11 protein-coding genes, 2 tRNA genes and 2 pseudogenes are annotated in these 16,615 nt (G+C 69.4%); 10 read left to right on the top strand and 5 right to left on the bottom strand.

From position 1 onward, the window contains the following. Window positions 1-199: 199 nt before the first annotated feature. Together HCN08_RS34850 and HCN08_RS24310 are read right to left on the bottom strand one after the other, a co-directional pair. Entirely contained in the window at window positions 200-508 is a 309-nt protein-coding gene (locus HCN08_RS34850; RefSeq protein ID WP_322974651.1) for a pilin, read from the bottom strand. A 136-nt stretch (window positions 509-644) separates the two neighbouring features. Next, window positions 645-1,502, bottom strand: a complete 858-nt coding sequence (locus tag HCN08_RS24310; RefSeq protein ID WP_167985335.1) for a hypothetical protein — start codon at window positions 1,500-1,502, stop codon at window positions 645-647. A 385-nt stretch (window positions 1,503-1,887) separates the two neighbouring features. Here HCN08_RS24310 and HCN08_RS24315 point away from each other — a divergent pair, with 385 nt between their 5' ends. After that, window positions 1,888-3,024: a hypothetical protein gene (locus HCN08_RS24315; protein ID WP_167985363.1), complete on the top strand. Its 1,137-nt coding sequence runs from the start codon at window positions 1,888-1,890 to the stop codon at window positions 3,022-3,024. A 412-nt stretch (window positions 3,025-3,436) separates the two neighbouring features. Beyond that, window positions 3,437-5,074: a UvrD-helicase domain-containing protein gene (locus HCN08_RS24320; RefSeq protein WP_167985444.1), complete on the top strand. Its 1,638-nt coding sequence runs from the start codon at window positions 3,437-3,439 to the stop codon at window positions 5,072-5,074. 325 nt (window positions 5,075-5,399) lie between these two features. Here HCN08_RS24320 and HCN08_RS24325 read toward each other — a convergent pair whose 3' ends face one another. Together HCN08_RS24325 and HCN08_RS36955 are read right to left on the bottom strand one after the other, a co-directional pair. Then, window positions 5,400-7,301, bottom strand: a complete 1,902-nt coding sequence (locus HCN08_RS24325; RefSeq protein ID WP_167985364.1) for a hypothetical protein — start codon at window positions 7,299-7,301, stop codon at window positions 5,400-5,402. Between the two features lie 329 nt (window positions 7,302-7,630). Beyond that, a complete protein-coding gene (locus HCN08_RS36955; protein ID WP_407648878.1) occupies window positions 7,631-7,954 on the bottom strand; it encodes a transposase in 324 nt (107 codons plus the stop codon). 392 nt (window positions 7,955-8,346) lie between these two features. Here HCN08_RS36955 and HCN08_RS34855 point away from each other — a divergent pair, with 392 nt between their 5' ends. From HCN08_RS34855 to HCN08_RS36960, 4 genes and pseudogenes are all read left to right on the top strand, one after another. Then, window positions 8,347-9,240 carry a hypothetical protein gene (locus HCN08_RS34855; protein ID WP_240970397.1) on the top strand — a complete coding sequence of 298 codons (894 nt, stop codon included), beginning with the start codon at window positions 8,347-8,349 and terminating at the stop codon, window positions 9,238-9,240. A 26-nt stretch (window positions 9,241-9,266) separates the two neighbouring features. Then, window positions 9,267-9,987, top strand: a pseudogene (locus HCN08_RS35680) (IS5 family transposase); the annotation flags it as partial. A gap of 256 nt (window positions 9,988-10,243) precedes the next feature. Then, window positions 10,244-10,384 carry a hypothetical protein gene (locus tag HCN08_RS24345; protein ID WP_167985366.1) on the top strand — a complete coding sequence of 47 codons (141 nt, stop codon included), beginning with the start codon at window positions 10,244-10,246 and terminating at the stop codon, window positions 10,382-10,384. Between the two features lie 296 nt (window positions 10,385-10,680). Next, window positions 10,681-11,469, top strand: a pseudogene (locus HCN08_RS36960) (recombinase family protein); the annotation flags it as partial. Window positions 11,470-12,305: 836 nt separating this feature from the next. Here the strand turns inward: HCN08_RS36960 and HCN08_RS24355 are convergent. Next, window positions 12,306-12,381 (bottom strand) — tRNA-Glu (locus HCN08_RS24355). A gap of 137 nt (window positions 12,382-12,518) precedes the next feature. Between HCN08_RS24355 and HCN08_RS24360 the strand changes: the two genes are divergently transcribed. The 4 genes from HCN08_RS24360 to HCN08_RS24375 all read left to right on the top strand — a co-directional run bounded on the left by HCN08_RS24360 (window position 12,519) and on the right by HCN08_RS24375 (window position 16,391). After that, the gene (locus tag HCN08_RS24360; RefSeq protein WP_167985367.1) at window positions 12,519-12,869 is read left to right on the top strand and encodes a metallopeptidase family protein; all 351 of its coding nucleotides are present in this window, start codon (window positions 12,519-12,521) and stop codon (window positions 12,867-12,869) included. Between the two features lie 407 nt (window positions 12,870-13,276). Then, on the top strand, window positions 13,277-13,750 hold the full coding sequence (locus HCN08_RS24365) for a hypothetical protein (RefSeq protein WP_167985368.1): 474 nt from the start codon (window positions 13,277-13,279) through the stop codon (window positions 13,748-13,750). Window positions 13,751-14,008: 258 nt separating this feature from the next. Continuing rightward, a complete protein-coding gene (locus HCN08_RS24370; protein ID WP_167985369.1) occupies window positions 14,009-16,204 on the top strand; it encodes a DEAD/DEAH box helicase in 2,196 nt (731 codons plus the stop codon). A gap of 114 nt (window positions 16,205-16,318) precedes the next feature. Further along, window positions 16,319-16,391, top strand: a tRNA-Lys gene (locus tag HCN08_RS24375). Window positions 16,392-16,615 lie beyond the last annotated feature (224 nt).

Below are 16,615 nucleotides of genomic sequence, written 5' to 3' on the forward strand. Positions count from 1 at the left end.
GTGGTGGGCAGCGGTGCGGTGGTCGTGGTCGTCGGACCCGGCGAGGGCACCGGATCCGCGCGTGCCGGAAGTCCCCCGACGACGCCGACCACCACCGTGACGGCGAGGGCAGCCACAAGGCCGCGTCGCCGCCGACCCCGTCGACGCCGTACGAACGAACCGCGCCGGGCCCGAAGGCCCGGCGCGGCGCGGTGAGTTGTCACGAGGCGCCCACGATGCTCTTGAGCACCTGAACGATCACCGGCGCAAGCGCGGCCAGCCCGTACCCCCACCCGGCGCTCTTGAACGCCGTCTTGGCCTTCTCGACCTCGCCCGGGTCGCCGCCCGCCATCAGGTAGCGGACGCCCCCGATGGACAGGAACACCGTCGCGAGACCGGCCAGGACGCCCATGATCCAGTTACGGATGTTGTTGAGGACGGCGTCGACGGAATCAGCCAGCGCCAGCACCTGCGAGGGCTCGGCGGCGGTGGCCGCCGGCACCGCCGCCACGGACAGGGCGAGAACCACGACAGCCGCGGCAAGAGCGCGGCGGCGCCGGACGTGGTGACGGTACGGACGGGCAGCGGGCAGCAGACGCATCAGCGGTCCTCCGAGACAAGGGGCGGTTCGGGGCGGGCGGAGTGCTCCCGCGCCCCCAAAGGCCCTAATGCGCGGCCGTTTTGGACACGCCGGCTGCGGCCCGCCGCTGATGCCCGGCGGGGTACCGGTCGGCCAACCGGTGCAGAGCCTCCGTTGCGGCCGGGTCCTCCGGATCGGCAGCCTGCGACTCGTCCCGGATGAATGCCACGAGCCGGGCCTCCGCACGGCTGCGCGCCTTGTACGCAGCAGCCACCGTCATGGCGTGGCCGTCCGCCCACACGGACACCGGCACGGCCTCCAACCGCGTGGCCCCGATCAAGTCGGCATCCCCCGGCGACAGGACGTCGGCACGCACCGCCCTCGCCAACACCAGATCCGGGTGCCCCGCCGACGCCCGCGGCGCGAGCGACCGGAACCCGTCCGCCCTCACCGGCACCGGCGCGTCCAACGCCTCCATCAGCGCCGCATAGCCCTGCCGGTAGGCCGCCCACCTCAACCGCGGCAGCACATGCGGTCGGCCCAGATCGACCCTGGCCAGCCCGCCCAGGAACCCCGAGAGCACCTCGGCATGCACGTCGAACACGTCCCCGGGAAACCGCGCCCCCAGCCACCGGGCAACCCCGCTCAACGCCGGCAACGCCATCCCGGTGCACGCCAACGTCCAGGCCGCCCCTTCCCGCCGCGACCGCCGCACCAGGTACGACCACACCTCATCGCGCGCCGCGGCGGGGCACCGCCGCCGCAACATCCACTCCCGCACCTCATCCAGCGGCACCCGCCGGTTCGGCAACCCGCTGAACCTCCGCCCGTCCAACGCCAACGGCGCCGGCCCGGCCACCAACAACGCGAACGACGTCCTCGCACTCTCCAGCGGCAACAACTCCCGCTGCCCCACATCGATCCCTACCCGACGAGCACCCATGACGCGGCGCCTCCTGGTTCGACGACGAGCTGACGCCCATCACCGAGCCAGAACCGCGACAAGGAACCGCCACCACAACGCCAAGACGGCGGTTGTTAACCGTCACGAAGTCGGCGCCGGCCAGAAGGATGATGGCTTGCCCGAGCTGCCGACAGCCCAGCCGACCGGCCCTCCGCGCCGGTCAGGGCGCACGTGCGAACCCGTGGATGTGCAGTGGTCCAGATCGGACGACCGGCTGCTTTCCGCCTCGGGCACGAACGGCGTCGGCCAGCACGGCCGTCGAGCGTGCTTGTTCGTTCTCGGAATGTCTGCGAAAGGACAAGACGCACTGTCAGTCCCCAGGCGTACCGTTTTTGACACGCGGGGAGTTGGGTGGGAGGAACCTGTGGCCAACATCGTGTGGCACGCCAAGTTCAAGATCCGGCTCGATCTCAATCAAGACGATCTAGGGCATCCACAGTTCGAGGGATTGTGGGAGCGCCTGTACTGGTACGACCGGGCCTGCGGCGTGCGTGGGGTGCCAGTTGCCGAGCGTGGGCTGCTGTGTGGCGGCGTCTGTCAGCAGGCCGGCGTGGAGGCGTGGATGTACCTGCGCGAGCGCAACGGGCGGCGGGAGGCGGTCCACGAGCGTGCGGAGGACGAAGAGCGCCATCAAGTCGTCGTCAGTCCCGAGCACCGGGCGTACCAGGAACGCATTGTGCGGACCGCCGAGGAGGCGGGATTCCGGGCGGAGAGCGAGGTCGTCACCCCGTTCGGCCGGAAGAGCTTCATCCGTACCGACACGCTCGTCGACAATGGCGACGGCTTGAAGATCGGCTGGGAGGTCCAGCTCTCCGACGTCGGCATCACCGGGCCGGGCAGCGTCGGCGACCGCGTCGGTAAGGCCAGGAAACTCGGTATCACTCCTGCCTGGCACACCGACCGTCCCCGGTTCGCCCAGCGCAACGACACGCAGTGGACGATGAGCAGTCACCTACCAGCAGAAGTCATCGCCCGGACAGGCGACCTGCGGGTGGTCTCCGGCTTCCGGGTCCTGGACTTTTTCACCTGTGACCTGACCGCGGTCTACCAGTGCCCAGACGGAGTGCGGCGCTGCGGCAAGATCCACGTGTTGCCCAAAGTACGCGACATCATGTTCGACGACCTGGTCCGCAGGACCGCAGCCGGCGCCATCGTGCCCATCGAGCACCGCGTCAGCACCCGTACTCTTCACCGCTTCTGGGTCACCAGCACCGACCACACCCGGTACCTGGCCACCTTCGGCCCGGCGGAGTTCGCCGCAGTGGCGGTCCCCGTGGTGCAGGTGCAGCGTGGAAGCAGTGCAGCGCCCACGTGTCGTCCTGCCCCTACAACCCCTACTCCCACACAGTCGGCGCGAGCGGTCCTGGACTGGAACGACCCTTCGCATTGGGCACCGCAGCCGGGCCCCTGCTGCCATTGCGGTAAACAGGCGCAGCTTCTCGACGACCTCGGCCGTCACAGTCACAAGGTATGTGCCGAGCAAGTGTCGGCAAGAGAGTGACACCGAAGACACGGTTGTGCAGTGAGCGCGTACACGAATACTCTCTGTAGCCCATTCGTGGTTCGGCCCGTGCGAGGAATCCTTGAGCCGTCCGTCCCCCCGATCGCAGGGGTCTCCAGAGCCCGATGACCAGTCGCCGCTGTTCTCCGGCGGCCCCCACCCCGGCGAACCGGCATCCCGGCGACCGGCGAGGCCGCGGTCGATCGACTGGAACCCACAGGCTGAACTACGCCGCCTCGTGGGCGAACTGGCCCGCGCGACCGCCAAGAGCCAGGGCTCGGTCAATGCCGAGATCAACCGTCGGCTCGGTGTGCGCAGTCATGCCGGCGCCGACCTGGATCTAGTCCGCAAGGCCGTCGACGTCGCTACAGCCTGGCTGGCTGACCTCGCCGAGCAAGCTGCGGCTCCCGATATGGCATTGCTCCGCGGCGGCGCTGGGGCTTGGCCGACGGCGAGCCGGACGGCGGCATCCCACAAGCCGACCGCGGAGCAGGAAGTTGCTGTGACGGTTTTCCGGTCGGGACAGCACCTCGCGCTGCAAGCCGGCGCCGGCACGGGCAAGACCACCACACTCACGTTGCTCGCACGCGCCGATCGCCGCCAGGGCCGCTACATTGCCTTCAACAAGTCCATCGCCGCCGAGGCGGCGGGGAAGTTCCCCCCGAATGTCGCCTGCCGCACTGGCCACTCCCTCGCCTACGCGGAGGTCGGACGCCGCTTCGAAACCCGGTTGCGATCGCCCCGCAAGCCCGCCTGGCAGAGCGCCGCGGAGCTGGGGCTCTCCCCGAAGACCGAGCTGCGGATCGGCGACCGGACAGTCACCAACAAGGGCCTGGCCTACGCTCTGGTCCGCACGGTCCGCAGGTTCTGCTACTCCGCCGACGCCACCTTTCAGCTCCGCCATGTGCCGGTGCTCCGAGGTCTGCAGGAAGAGAGCCTCCACCACCAACTGGCGCAGTTCATCCTGCCGTATACCCGCAAGGCATGGGAGGACCTACAGAACCCGGCCGGCGGCGCCATGCGCTTCGAACACGATCACTATCTCAAGATGTGGGCCCTCACCGAGCCGACCATCCACGGCGACTACCTGCTGCTGGACGAGGCCCAGGACACCAACCCGGTCCTGGAGGAGATCTTCAACAACCAGCGCGCGCACGCCCAGCTCGTCATGGTCGGCGACTCCGCACAGGCGATCTACTCCTGGCGCGGCGCCCGCGACGTCATGACCGACTTCGACGGCGAACAACTCGCGCTCTCACAGTCCTTCCGGTTCGGCCCCGCCCTCGCCCGGGAAGCCAACCGCTGGCTGACTCTCGTGGAGTCCCCGATCAGGCTCAGCGGCACCCCTGCAATCACCACGACCATCGGCCCCGCTGAATCGCCCGACGCGATCTTATGCAGGACGAACGTCGGAGCGATGGTGGCGGTGATGCAGTTACTCGCGGACAACCGCCGCGTCGCCTTGGTCGGCGGCGGCGCGGCGCTGGAGGAACTCGCGATCGCCGCAGGCCAGCTCAAAGCCGGCCGCCGCGCCTCCCACCCCGAACTCCTGCTGTTCAGCACTTGGGGCGAGTTGCAGGAGTACGCCGAGTTCGACCCGTCCGGGCAGGATCTCCTGCCGCTGGTCGACATCATCGACGAGCACGGCGTCGAGGTCATCCTGAATGCCGTACGCAAACTGTCTGAGGAGCACGACGCACAGATCGTGGTCTCCACCGCGCACAAAGCCAAGGGCCGCGAATGGCCCTGCGTGCAGATCGCGCCCGACTTCGAGCCCGCACCCAGCGAGGAAACGGACGCCCACGGCCGGCCGGTACCGATGCCGATCCTGCCCGAAGAGGCCCGGCTGGCCTACGTCGCCGTCACCCGCGCCCGCCGGCACCTCGACCCGGCAGGCCTGACGTGGTTCGACACCCACCCGGACGCCCCAGCCCGTCCGCCGGCTACCCATCGGCCCCTACCGGGGCCCGAAGGCTCCGTCGGCGGCGTCGATGTCTCCGGCGGATACACCTCGCCCTGGGACCTGTTGGGGCCACCACCCGCCCACTAGCTGAGGGCCCTCCTGCATTCCACCGTCCGTTGGTCGCGGAGCGGTGTCTCTGCTCTCACCGACGGCCCGACGATTGGACACCACTTGTCTGTCGTCCTTGGCGTCCTTCGAATCGGTCGAGCCACTTGAGTCGTTACGGGTTTGGCCGTGGCCGTCGCCATTGGGGTCGACTACCCCAGCCGTCTTTGGGACATGCAGGCCCGCCAGGTGGGCGGCCTGTTCTGCGGATTAGGCCCGCCGGATCGGCAACCGAGGCGGCGCGAGGGGCCTGGGCCAGGGTCCAAAAACGACCTCGCCCAGGCCGCTTTTGCCCCGCCGCCCGGGTTCATTCAGCCTGCCGTTCAGCAGGCTGGGTGTCCTGGTCTACAGCAGCCTCAAGTGTGGCAATGGAGGCGAATACTTTCGGCCACAGGTGGCTGACCCGCTCGGATTGCATCGTCACCAGGTTGTGCTCGCACAGGATGTAGTGCCGCACTGCAGCCAGGCTGAGGCTGCTGGCCTGCTTGGCGAGGATGGTCGAGAGCAGGCTCGTCCCGGACTGCTCTTGCAAGGCCTCAATCATCTCCAGTTCCTCGACGTCGAGGACCTCGACCGGCAGGACGTCATCGGCCTGGAGTAGTCCCCGCCCACGTGCGCGCTCGCGGAACACGGTCAGGCTCACCGGATTGACCGGGAAGCCCTCAGTGAGAAGCAGAAGCGGAAGGTAGCGCCTACGGATCGTGGATGAGACGCCGGTGGGTCTGCACTCCTCCCGGCGCAGTGCGTCGATCGTCCCCTGGATCTGTTCAAGTTCGCCCAGAAGCTTGTCTATATCCTCGACCTGCGATTCCTCGGTCACTGCGAGTGCGGCGTCCCGGCGCAGTTGGGTTGTGGTGACCTCGACGACCACCCAGGTGTCGCCATAGTCGACTGCGGCATCGGCGATCCTCTGGCCGGGCCGCTCGAAGGCTGCCTTAAGGTCGGCGTCGTCGTAGACACGGCCAGCCCCACGGTCACCGGATATGCCGCGCAGAACCTCCAGAACGTATGCCTCGCTCGCGCGTTGCAGCGTGGTGGCAGCCCGCGCGGCGAGCTTTCGGTGACCGCCGGGCCGGCTGCGCCCAGGGGGTGGATTCTTGATGTCGTTGAGGGGGAGCCAGCCGAAGGTCCGGTCGACCAGGAGGCGGTGGTCCAGTACCAGCAGCATGCCGTCGCTGATCCGGATCACGGGCCACCGCTGGAAGGTGTCGAAGGTCCACTCAGTGTGCTGGTGGTCGCGTTCCTCGCGAACGCCCTCGCCGAATGCGTTCAGATCTGCGCTGATCAGCGACAGGACCATCTCAGCCCGCCCCTGCGGAAGCGGCAGGTCCTGCAGGACCCTCAGCGGAATCACCGGTTTTCCACCGATGGCGTACGCCCACAGCAGGACACCCACGGTCGCCAGGTCGTCCAACGAGACTCCGGTGCAGGTTTCGTAGGCCTCGGCCAAGTCGACGATGCCGTTCTGCCCGGCCAGTTCACCGGGAATCTCCCGCCAGCGGCGCACGAACCGCGCGAGCGTGTACGGCACGAACGAGACTTGGTTGAAGTACTGGTTCGCGATGAGTTCGCGTCCCAGATCGCCCGGCTGGTCGCTGATCACCGATGGTCCCGTGTGACCACGCCCCAGATCTTGTGCCAGCACCAGCAGCGCACCGATCACATTCCCCGGCGCCGCGCCCGCGGGCACTGCGCGCGGGCAGTGCTCGAACGCCGACCTCGCCAGCAGCATGACCGCCTGCGGGACGATCAGCCCCCGGGACCTGTCCCGCAGGAGATTCAGCACGCGCGAGCGGATCGGCTCGGACAGCCAGGACTCGGCGAAGAACCGGTCGACGTCACGGCGATCAGCATCCGGCCGACCCACCACGTTGAGCACGAGCGCGCAGAATGTCAGTACCGTCACCAGAGGAAGCGCCCTCAGTTGGCGCACCAAGTAGCCTGGCGGCAGCGGACCGCCGAAGATCTCCTCAGGAGTCAGGTAGGCCAGGACCAAGTCGATCGGGCCCGGCGAGGGAAGATCCGGTACGAACAGCCCGCTGCCGTGCTGCCGCCACCGCGAGACCAGCAACGGAACCGTCGATCCCTCCACTACCGGCCGCCCCCCGGACGGCACCGAAAGATACCCCCTGAGATCCCCCGGCTCCTCTTGCGCAAGAAGACGTCTCATCGACTCGATCTGCTGCGCGACCCGCTCCCCGGCGTCCACACGTCCTCCCCACTACAGCCAGGCCTTCCCCGCTCCCTACGCAAGCCCACCCCAGGCTGGCAGTTCGAACAATGCCAGTCTCGCACCCGGCACCGACTCAATCGGTCTGAAACAGACCAATCCACATTCTGTCGGCGCAGCCCTAGAAACGACCGACTTTCCCGCGCCCCTTTCCCAGTTCATCCCGGATCCACCCCTTTGAAGCCGGGCGGAGGAGCCCTCAACTGCGTCCACACGCTCAGGGCCAGCTGGCTCTGGATCCTCAAGGACCTCGTGTAGCCGGGGCCACACGTCGGCTTCGGTCCAGTTCCGCAGCCGCCGCCAGGTCGTCACCCCGCTGACCCGGCCCGCTCTGGGGGCGCGTCCCGCCATCTCACGCACTCGCACAGCACGTGAACGATGCCGCGAAGCGCGGCTCGGTCGGCCGCCGGAAGCCGGCCAGGGTAGCGGTGACACCTCGGCGGACGCTGCGGCAGCAGCGGTGCCACTAGCTCCCAGAGGCCATCAGGCACAAGATCATCCGATACGAGCAGTACCCTGCCGCCCGAGGGCCTTATCGCTAAGCCCCGAAGCGACTTCGCTGAAACGATCGGTGAGGGACCCGGCACGGCCGGGCGGAGCCGGAGTAGGACATCGCGCCAGGCAGGCCACATCCCTTCCGCCACCAGCGCCACGTGTTGCACGGCCACTACGATGCGCCCTCGTCGATTCCTGACATTCAAGGGTTGTTGGCGGTTGGATGCACGAGACTGCCAAGGTACTGAACGGTCTCCTCTTCGCGATCACTCCGTGGCTGGTCGTGGTCGCAATGGCTCTGTTCGTCATTCCTGGACCGGTTCAGCGCTGGGGAACAGCGTCCTTCGAGCAGCTGCAGAGGTGGCGTGCCGACTCGGGGGTGCGTCGAGCTGGTCCACTTCTGAGGCAGATGCTGCTGTTGCCACCACGGGTACGAGACCGGGTCGGCGGCCACGGATTGGCCGCTGGGTACGTCGTGCGGTGGTGGCGTGCCCGACCTCTGGCTGGACCGTTCAAGATCATCCGGTTTGTGCTGCTGTTGTACATCGTGGGCCACGTCGACAACATGGCCGACTGGGAAAATCTGCGGTGGAGGCCAGCCCCCGGACCGCACCCTGGTGTGACGCAGGAACTGCTCAGCAGCATCGCGTCCCTGCCGATGTCCGTCGTCACCTGGGACCCCTCCACAATCAGCAGAGTGTCAGCGCTCTTGTTTTGGGCCTTGATCCTGATCGCTGAGGTGCGGCTCATCAAACGCCTGAACCTGACAAGCTCCGGCACAGGCACGACAATGGCCGCCTACGACCTGGAGGGTCTCACCAGGCACGCGGACGGAAACAGTTTCCTCGTGGAGGACCGCCGCTGCTGGCCGGTCGTCACCCTGCTGACGGTTGCTGCCCAGTGCGCCACGGTCCTGCGGCACTGGGAGGAAACCCAGCCGAACTGCCAGATTCCACGCGTCTCCATGCAACCGGTCGAACGCGCCATCTGGAGGGCCCACCGCACCCGCCGCGCCAGAGCCAGACGACACAACGAACGGCAGTTCAAAGCCCATGCCGCCCTGGTGGTGGGCGCGCTGCGACAGGCCGAGGCACAACAGGACTCCAAGCCGGGCGCCGCTCTCGAAGACCTCACCGTGATGCTCCTGACCATTGCAGAACGATACGCTGAGGGGCGTATCGACGACCTTCTCGACGCAGACCACCTCGTAGGCGTGGCTCCGGCCACACCGAGAGAGCGGCTGCGGGCCCTCGTAGTGGGGCTCACCGTCGTCCTAGTGATGGCCAGCGCAGCGTTCCTCGGATTGCCCGACGCGGCCCTTATCCCTCTGCTGCCGGTCGTGGTCATCTTCGTCGCAGTCGTCGTCAACCACGGGCGGATACCAACTGCGGGCCAGCTCACCGATCTGATCATCCCCCGATGAGGCGGAAAAGCTCCGTAGGCCAGCGGTCGGTGTTCGCCGCGATCGCAAACGTCCTGGTCGGCGACTGCGCATGGTGCCAGCTTCCGCCCTGCTTCAGGATGTCGAAGTCGACGGCGCACCGCCGGTCCGTGATCTGGTCAAGAGCCGGTGTTTGGGGCCGCCCGCATGAGGCTGTACTGCACCGTCTCGACGGCGCCAGCCTCATCGACGTGACCCGTGTCGTCCTGAACACCGCCTATGTCACGGCTGAAGAGGGGGCGAACACACAGGTCCGAGGCCCGTGGACCGGGCGAGTCCGGCTCCGAGATGCACGTCCTGTTGGACGCAAATTGGACTATCCCTCTTCGTCGGGGACTCGGCCGGCAACGTCCACAACGGTGAGGGGCTGAAGCCCACAGTCGCAGATCACCACCACGAGACACGCCCCCGCCGTATCCGCTACTTCAAGCCCCGGCGCCTTCCCGCCGACAAGGCGTACGACCGACTCGACTTGCGGAATTGGCTGCGCGGCAGCGGATCGGCGTGCGCATCGCCCGCAAGGGCATCGAATCCGGCGAACGCTTAAGGCACCGGATGTGGGTGATCGAGCGGGCCGTTTCGTGGCTGTCCGGCTACCGCAGACTCCGCCCCCGCTACGAGCGTCATCCCGCAACTACCTGGCTCCTACTCGGACTCGCCGCGGCGCTCTGCTGCTACGAGCAGAGCGTCCGCGTCACCACACAGGACACGGTCTTAGCTGCGCGTTAGCTCACCCGTAAGAGAACGAGCAACCTCGCTCTCCAGGTGGACGGGCGCGGCCTCATCGACCGGCCGAGCGGCGTGGTGTCCAAAGCGCGAGCGCGTGGCGGCCTTGGGGATGTAAGGCACGTCGTCGCTTCGTTGGAGGGAACCGATGCCGCCCCAAGGGGACGCTCAGTCATGCCCCAACAGTCCGCCTGACGGGGGTGCCTGGTCGTATACTGGCCGCAGTAAGCGCGGCCGTGCCCTCTCGTTCACCGGGCACGTGACCTCCCTCGGTGGCGCCGCAGGGGAGCGCTTGCAGGGCGAGTTGGCCGTCGCGATACGTGACCTGCTGCGATGGGCGGTGGACGCCCGCAAAGCCGCCGAGGACTCCTCCGAGCATCACGAGGACACCGCGGCATGACCATCGACAACTTCCCCGATTACACCGGCAATCCGCCCTCCCCCGTTCTGAATCGCCGACTCCCCTCTCCCTCCGGTCCGCCGGCCTCGCCCCTTTCGGACCTCGCCGTATCCCCCTTCGGCATGCCCACCGCCCTGCTCCGCGGCGAGGTACGGGTCGCGTGGGTGGGCCGGACCTCGACCGAGGAGCAGCAGGATCCACGGCAGTCGCTCATCCGGCAGCTCCGTAACAGCAAGAGCGCACTGCCCGAAGCCTGGGCGGTCGTCTGCCACTTCTATGACGTCGAGTCCGGCCGGATGGAGCTGGCGGCACGCGGCCGTAAGCGCGGATACGAGCGCTTCGACATCCCCATCGCCCGCGACGGCGGCATCACCGACCTCCTGGCCGAAGCAGCACGCCCCACCCGGCGATTCGACGTCGTCATCTGTGAAGGCGTCGCCCGAACCGCCCGGCGCATGTTCGAAGGGCTCTCCATCGAACGCGAGTTGGAGAAAGCCGGCGTCCCGCTCTTCGCCTCCAACGAACCCATCAAGCTCGACGGCGGCCGAGCCCAGCAGATCCTCATGCGGCGCATCAACCAGTCCGTCGCCGAGTACGAGGTTCTCAACACCCTGGAGATGTCCTGGGGCGGACTGTGCACCCACGTCCGTGACGGCTGGAACATCGGCAAACCGCCCCACGGCTACAAAGCAAAACGCTACCGGCACCCCAACCCGGCGAAGGCCGCCAAGGGCGCCACGAAGACTCGCCTCGAACCTGAGGGGGTACTCGGGGAGACCGTCACCCAGATAGCCAACTGGCGCTACTACGAACGTCTCGGCTACGGCCAGATCACCGACCGCCTGGACACCGACCCGGACCGCTACCCCCCTCCGACACCACCCGGGGGACCGGAGCGAGCCCGCGGGGCGTGGAGCAGGTCGGCGGTCTACGACATCCTCCACAACCCCAAGTACACCGGCTACCAGGTCTTCAACCGCCGAGCCACCCGCTCCAAACACGGCGCCCACAACCACCCCGCCCTCTGGGTCTGGTCACCCGAGCCCGTCCACGAACCCCTCATCCCCAAGTGGATGTTCGACGAAATCAACAACACCGCCCACCAAGAGCACGGCACCCGCCCAGGCGGCGACCTGAGCAAGGACCCACACGCCCGACGGACGTACCTCTTCCGGAGCATGATGATCTGCGGGTGCGACCGCAGGATGGCCGGCAACGGGCGGCCGACGCGCACGTACTACACCTGCTGGCCCAAGGCGAACAACCGAGGCCGAGACAAGACCTGCACCGAATACCCCGGACATCCGAAGTCCGTCTACATCCGAGAGGACGTGGTCCTCGCAGGTGTCTCGGACTTCCTCGCCGACCGGCTCTTCGGTCCCCACCGCCGAGAACTGTTCCTCTCGGCCCTCGACACGAAGGACGAGACCGCCGCCCGACAACGGGACCGGGAACGAGATAACCTGCGGCGCGCACTCGCCGAAACCACCCGCCGGCAGGACAACCTGCTCGCCCAGGCCCAGGAGTGCGCGCCGGGGGACCCCTTCGCAGCCGGCCTGCGCGAGAGCTTCAACCGGCTCGAAGCCAACAAACTGCGGCTCCTGGCCGGCATCGAAGCCCTTGACGCAACCGAGCCGGCCACACCGCAAGGGCCCACCCAAGCCGACGCGGACCTTCTGGACGCCGTGCCCTACCTCGCACTGAACCTGGCCAAGGCACCCGAGCGCCTACTCCGCCCACTGTTCGAGATCATCAGGCTCCGAGTCAAGCTCCACCTGGACTCGGACGCAGCGACCATCAGCGTCACCTTGCCCGCCCACATCCTGCCGGACCTGACGGCAGCCACCGAAAAGATCAGAGAGACCATGCCCGCAACCGCACCCGACGCCCCGGCGTCAGGCACCGCTAGTGCAGGGTTTTGTGGTGCCCCCAACGGGATTCGAACCCGTGCTACCGCCTTGAAAGGGCGGCGTCCTGGGCCACTAGACGATGAGGGCTAATCGGCCAGCCGTCAGCGCCTTGCGGCGCGCTTCGGGGACGTCAGCAGCATAGGGGATGCGCGGCGGGTTAGCCAAAACCCTTTCCGTGCGGCGGGGAGGGGCGGCGGGCGGGGTGGGGGCGGGAGAATGAGGGGGTGCTGGAGATGAGCCGCGAGGAGTTCGAGGAGCTGGTCGGGGAAGCGCTCGACCGGATCCCCGCCGAGCTGACCCGCCTGATGGACAACGTCGCCGTGTTCGTCGAGGACGAGCCGCCGGACGGCGACCGGGAGCTGCTGGGGCTGTACGAGGGGACGCCGCTCACCGAGCGCGGCGAGTGGTACGCGGGCGTGCTGCCGGACCGCATCACGATCTTCCGCGGGCCCACGCTGCGGATGTGCCGGACGCGGGAGGAGGTCGTGGAGGAGACGGAGATCACCGTCGTCCACGAGATCGCGCACCACTTCGGCATCGACGACGCGCGGCTGCACGCACTCGGTTACGGCTGACCCGCCGCGCGGCGGCGGGGCGCGGGTACGGCCGCTCCGGTGACAGCGGCTCGCGTACGGCCCGATGGCCCGCGGCGGCGGGGGCTCGGGTACGGCCGAGGACCCGCGGCAACTGTGGCTCGCGTACGGCCGAGGACCCGCGGCAACTGTGGCTCGCGTACGGCCGAGGACCCGGCGTCCGCTGCGTAGGCGTGTCCTGGGGGTGCGTGGGGGCGTTGGGCACGGGAGACACCGTCCCCCATGCCCCGAGCCCCGATTCGCGAGGTCCGCGCCCGATGCCCCCAGCGCAGCCGAAGCCGCACCCGCGGTCGTACGCGTCCCCGTACCCGTCGCAGCCGTCGAAGCCGTCGTACCCGTCGCAGCCGAAGCAGCCCGCGGCGCCCTCAGCCCGAGTGCGCTGCTCCGCCGTGCTGGTCGCCCTGCTCGCGGCCGGCGTGGCGTCCTGCGTCAGTACGGGCGGCGCGGCGGGCAGGCCGGCGACGGCGTCGGCGAGCGGCAGCGCGGCGGTACGGGCCGGGGCGCACCCGGGGCCGGCGGCGGACCGGCCGGGGCGCGGGCAGGACGGCATGTCGCCCTCCCCGCGGCAGGCGGGCGAGGCAGACGCGGGCACGGGCCCGGGCGCGGACTCCGCCTCCCCGGCGGCGTCCGGCTCGCCCGCGCGGGGGCGTACCGGCGGGGGCGGCGGCCGGCCCGTACCGCCCGCGGCAGGCGGCGGCGCCTCCGTACCGCAGCCGACCGCCGGGACGCCGCCCACCGCCGACCCCCCGACGTCCGCCGCGCCGCCCACCGCCGACGACCCCACGGCCCCGCCGCCCGACGGCGACGACCCGACGGCCACCGCCGGCTCCGGCGACCCCGGCGGCGACCCGCCCCAGCCGTAAGCGCCCCCTCACATACCCCCGAGCCGTAAAATCGCAGGTCAGCCGCCCTCCGAGGAAGGGATTCGCTAAAGCGGCGGCGTATGCGTATGCTGGTAGATCGTTTGATCCCCCTGATTCCCTGATTCCCTGCCTGGCGCCTGATCCGTAGCGCGCCGCGTGGCGCGTTCCTTTTCTCCTGTGGCTGACCGCATCGAGGCGGTTGCAAGCAACCTGTGGAGCTGGCGCGTGCCGTAAGTCTCCGAGAGGTTTTGCTTCCGCATGTCCATTGCCAGTGCCGACCGTTCCGCCATGCCCGAGAACGCCGCGGACGCCGCCGTCCTCACGGACGAGGTCACCGTCACCGCCGAGGTCGACGAGGCCACCGAGGGCCGCCCCGAGCCGGCAGAGCCGGCTGAGCCGACCGGCTCCACCGAGTCGGCGGAGCCCACCGAGCCCGCCGAGCCCACCGTCACCTTCGCCGACCTCGGCCTGCCGGACGAGATCGTCCGCAAGCTGACGCAGAACGGCGTGGTCACCCCCTTCCCGATCCAGGCCGCGACGATCCCCGACGCGCTCGCCGGCCGCGACATCCTGGGCCGCGGCCGTACCGGCTCCGGCAAGACGCTGTCCTTCGGCCTGCCGCTGCTCACCCAGCTCGCCGGCGGTCGCAGCGACAAGCGCCGCCCGCGCGGTGTCATCCTCACCCCGACCCGCGAGCTCGCGATGCAGGTCGCCGACGCGCTGCAGCCGTACGGCGACGTCCTCGGCCTGAAGATGAAGGTCGTGTGCGGCGGCACGTCCATGCAGAACCAGATCTACGCCCTGGAGCGCGGCGTCGACGTCCTCGTCGCCACGCCGGGCCGGCTGCGCGACCTGATCAACCGCGGCGCGGCGATCCTCGACCAGGTGCGGATCGCGGTGCTGGACGAGGCCGACCAGATGTCGGACATGGGCTTCCTGCCCGAGGTCACCGAGATCCTCGACCTGATCCCGGCGGGCGGCCAGCGGCTGCTGTTCTCCGCGACGCTGGAGAACGAGATCGACACCCTCGTCAAGCGCTACCTGGTCAGCCCGGTCACGCACGAGGTCGACGCGGCGCAGGGCGCGGTCACGACGATGACGCACCACGTCCTCATCGTGAAGCCCAAGGACAAGGCGCCGGTGACGGCGGCGATCGCGGCGCGCAAGGGCCGGACGATCATCTTCGTCCGCACCCAGATGGGTGCCGACCGGGTCGCCGAGCAGCTCATCGAGGGCGGTGTGCGCGCCGACGCGCTGCACGGCGGCATGACGCAGGGCGCCAGGACCCGGACGCTGGAGGACTTCAAGGCCGGCCAGGTCAACGTCCTGGTCGCCACGGACGTCGCCGCGCGCGGCATCCACGTCGACGGCATCGACCTGGTGCTCAACGTCGACCCGGCCGGCGACCACAAGGACTACCTGCACCGCAGCGGTCGTACGGCCCGGGCCGGCAAGTCCGGTACGGTCGTCTCGCTCGCCCTGCCGCACCAGCGCAAGCAGATCTTCCGGCTGATGGAGGACGCGGGCGTCGACGCCTCGCGCCACATCATCGGCGGGGCGGGCGCGTTCGACGAGGACGTGGCCCGGATCACCGGCGCCCGGTCGCTGACCGACGTGCAGGCCGACGCCGTGCAGAACGCCGCGGCGCAGGCAGAGCGCGAAGTCGCCGATCTGACGCGGCAGTTGGAGCGGGTCCAGCGCCGGGCGGCGGAGCTGCGCGAGGAGGCCGACCGGCTGACCGCCCGCTCCGCGCGCGAGCGCGGGGAGGACCCGGACGAGGCGGTCGCGGCGAAGGCCGCGGAGACGGCGCAGGCGCTGGCCGCCGCGGCGATCCCGGAGCCGCGGCACGAGGAGCGCCACCAGACGCAGTCGGCTGCGCCGGCGTACCAGCGCCGCGACGAGCGGCGGGACGACCGCCGCGACAGCCGGGACGACCGCCGGGATGACCGGCGGGATGACCGGCGCGACGACCGCCGGGATGAGCGCGGCAACTTCGACCGCCGCCGGCCGTCGTACGAGGACCGCCGCCCGGGGTCGTACGACCGCCGCGACGACCGCCGCCCCACGTCGTACGACCGGCAGGACGACCGCCGGCCTTCGTCGTACGACCGCCAGGACGACCGCCGACCCGCGTCGTACAACGGCCGCGACGACCGCCGTGAGGCCCGCCCCTCGTACGACCGCCGCGACAGCCGCCCGTCGTACGACCGGCGCGACTCCCGTCCGTCCTACGGCAACCGCGACGACCGCCGCGACAGCCGCCCGGGCACCGCGAGCTACGGCAAGCGCGACGACCGCCGCCCGTCCTACGGCACGCGTGACTCCCGCGACGCCCGCCCGTCCTACGGCACCCGCGACCGCGACCGCCGCCCCTCGGGCCCGTCCTCCTACGACCGCCGCGACGAGCGCCCCACCTACACCGAGCGCAAGCCCCGCTGGAAGCGCAACGGCTGACCGCCCTCCCCCCCCCCCGCCGGCCCCGCGCGACCGGCGGGCCCGGGGGCCCGGGCCCCGACACCCCATATCCCTGCTGAGCCCACGCGACGACCCGGTTATGCTGTCCGGTGCGGGCCGTTAGCTCAATTGGCAGAGCAGTGGACTTTTAATCCATTGGTTGTGGGTTCGAGTCCCACACGGCCTACCGGGTCGGACCCCTGCGGGAGCCGCTGACCTGCGGGTTTGGTGCCCCGATCGCTTCCGAGCGGCCGGGGCACAGCCATGCCGGGGTCCGTGCGTGAGCGATGCGTGAGCGGGGGGCGCGGTTGACCGCGCGAGGACTGGCTCCACCAACCGGCAACACCTGGTGTGCTCGCGGTGTGCCTCACGGGATGTCTCGGGAGGACGCACTCACTCGGTGTCACTCGA

The sequence above is a fragment of the Actinacidiphila epipremni genome (assembly GCF_012034175.1).
GTDB lineage: Bacteria > Actinomycetota > Actinomycetes > Streptomycetales > Streptomycetaceae > Actinacidiphila > Actinacidiphila epipremni.

Bases quoted from the DNA above. Each gene is read 5' to 3' on its own strand.
- HCN08_RS24310 (WP_167985335.1), bottom strand. From the start codon at position 1,502: ATGGGTGCTCGTCGGGTAGGGATCGATGTGGGGCAGCGGGAGTTGTTG.
- HCN08_RS24320 (WP_167985444.1), top strand. From the start codon at position 3,437: ATGGCATTGCTCCGCGGCGGCGCTGGGGCTTGGCCGACGGCGAGCCGG.
- HCN08_RS36955 (WP_407648878.1), bottom strand. From the start codon at position 7,954: ATGTGGCCTGCCTGGCGCGATGTCCTACTCCGGCTCCGCCCGGCCGTG.
- HCN08_RS24370 (WP_167985369.1), top strand. From the start codon at position 14,009: ATGTCCATTGCCAGTGCCGACCGTTCCGCCATGCCCGAGAACGCCGCG.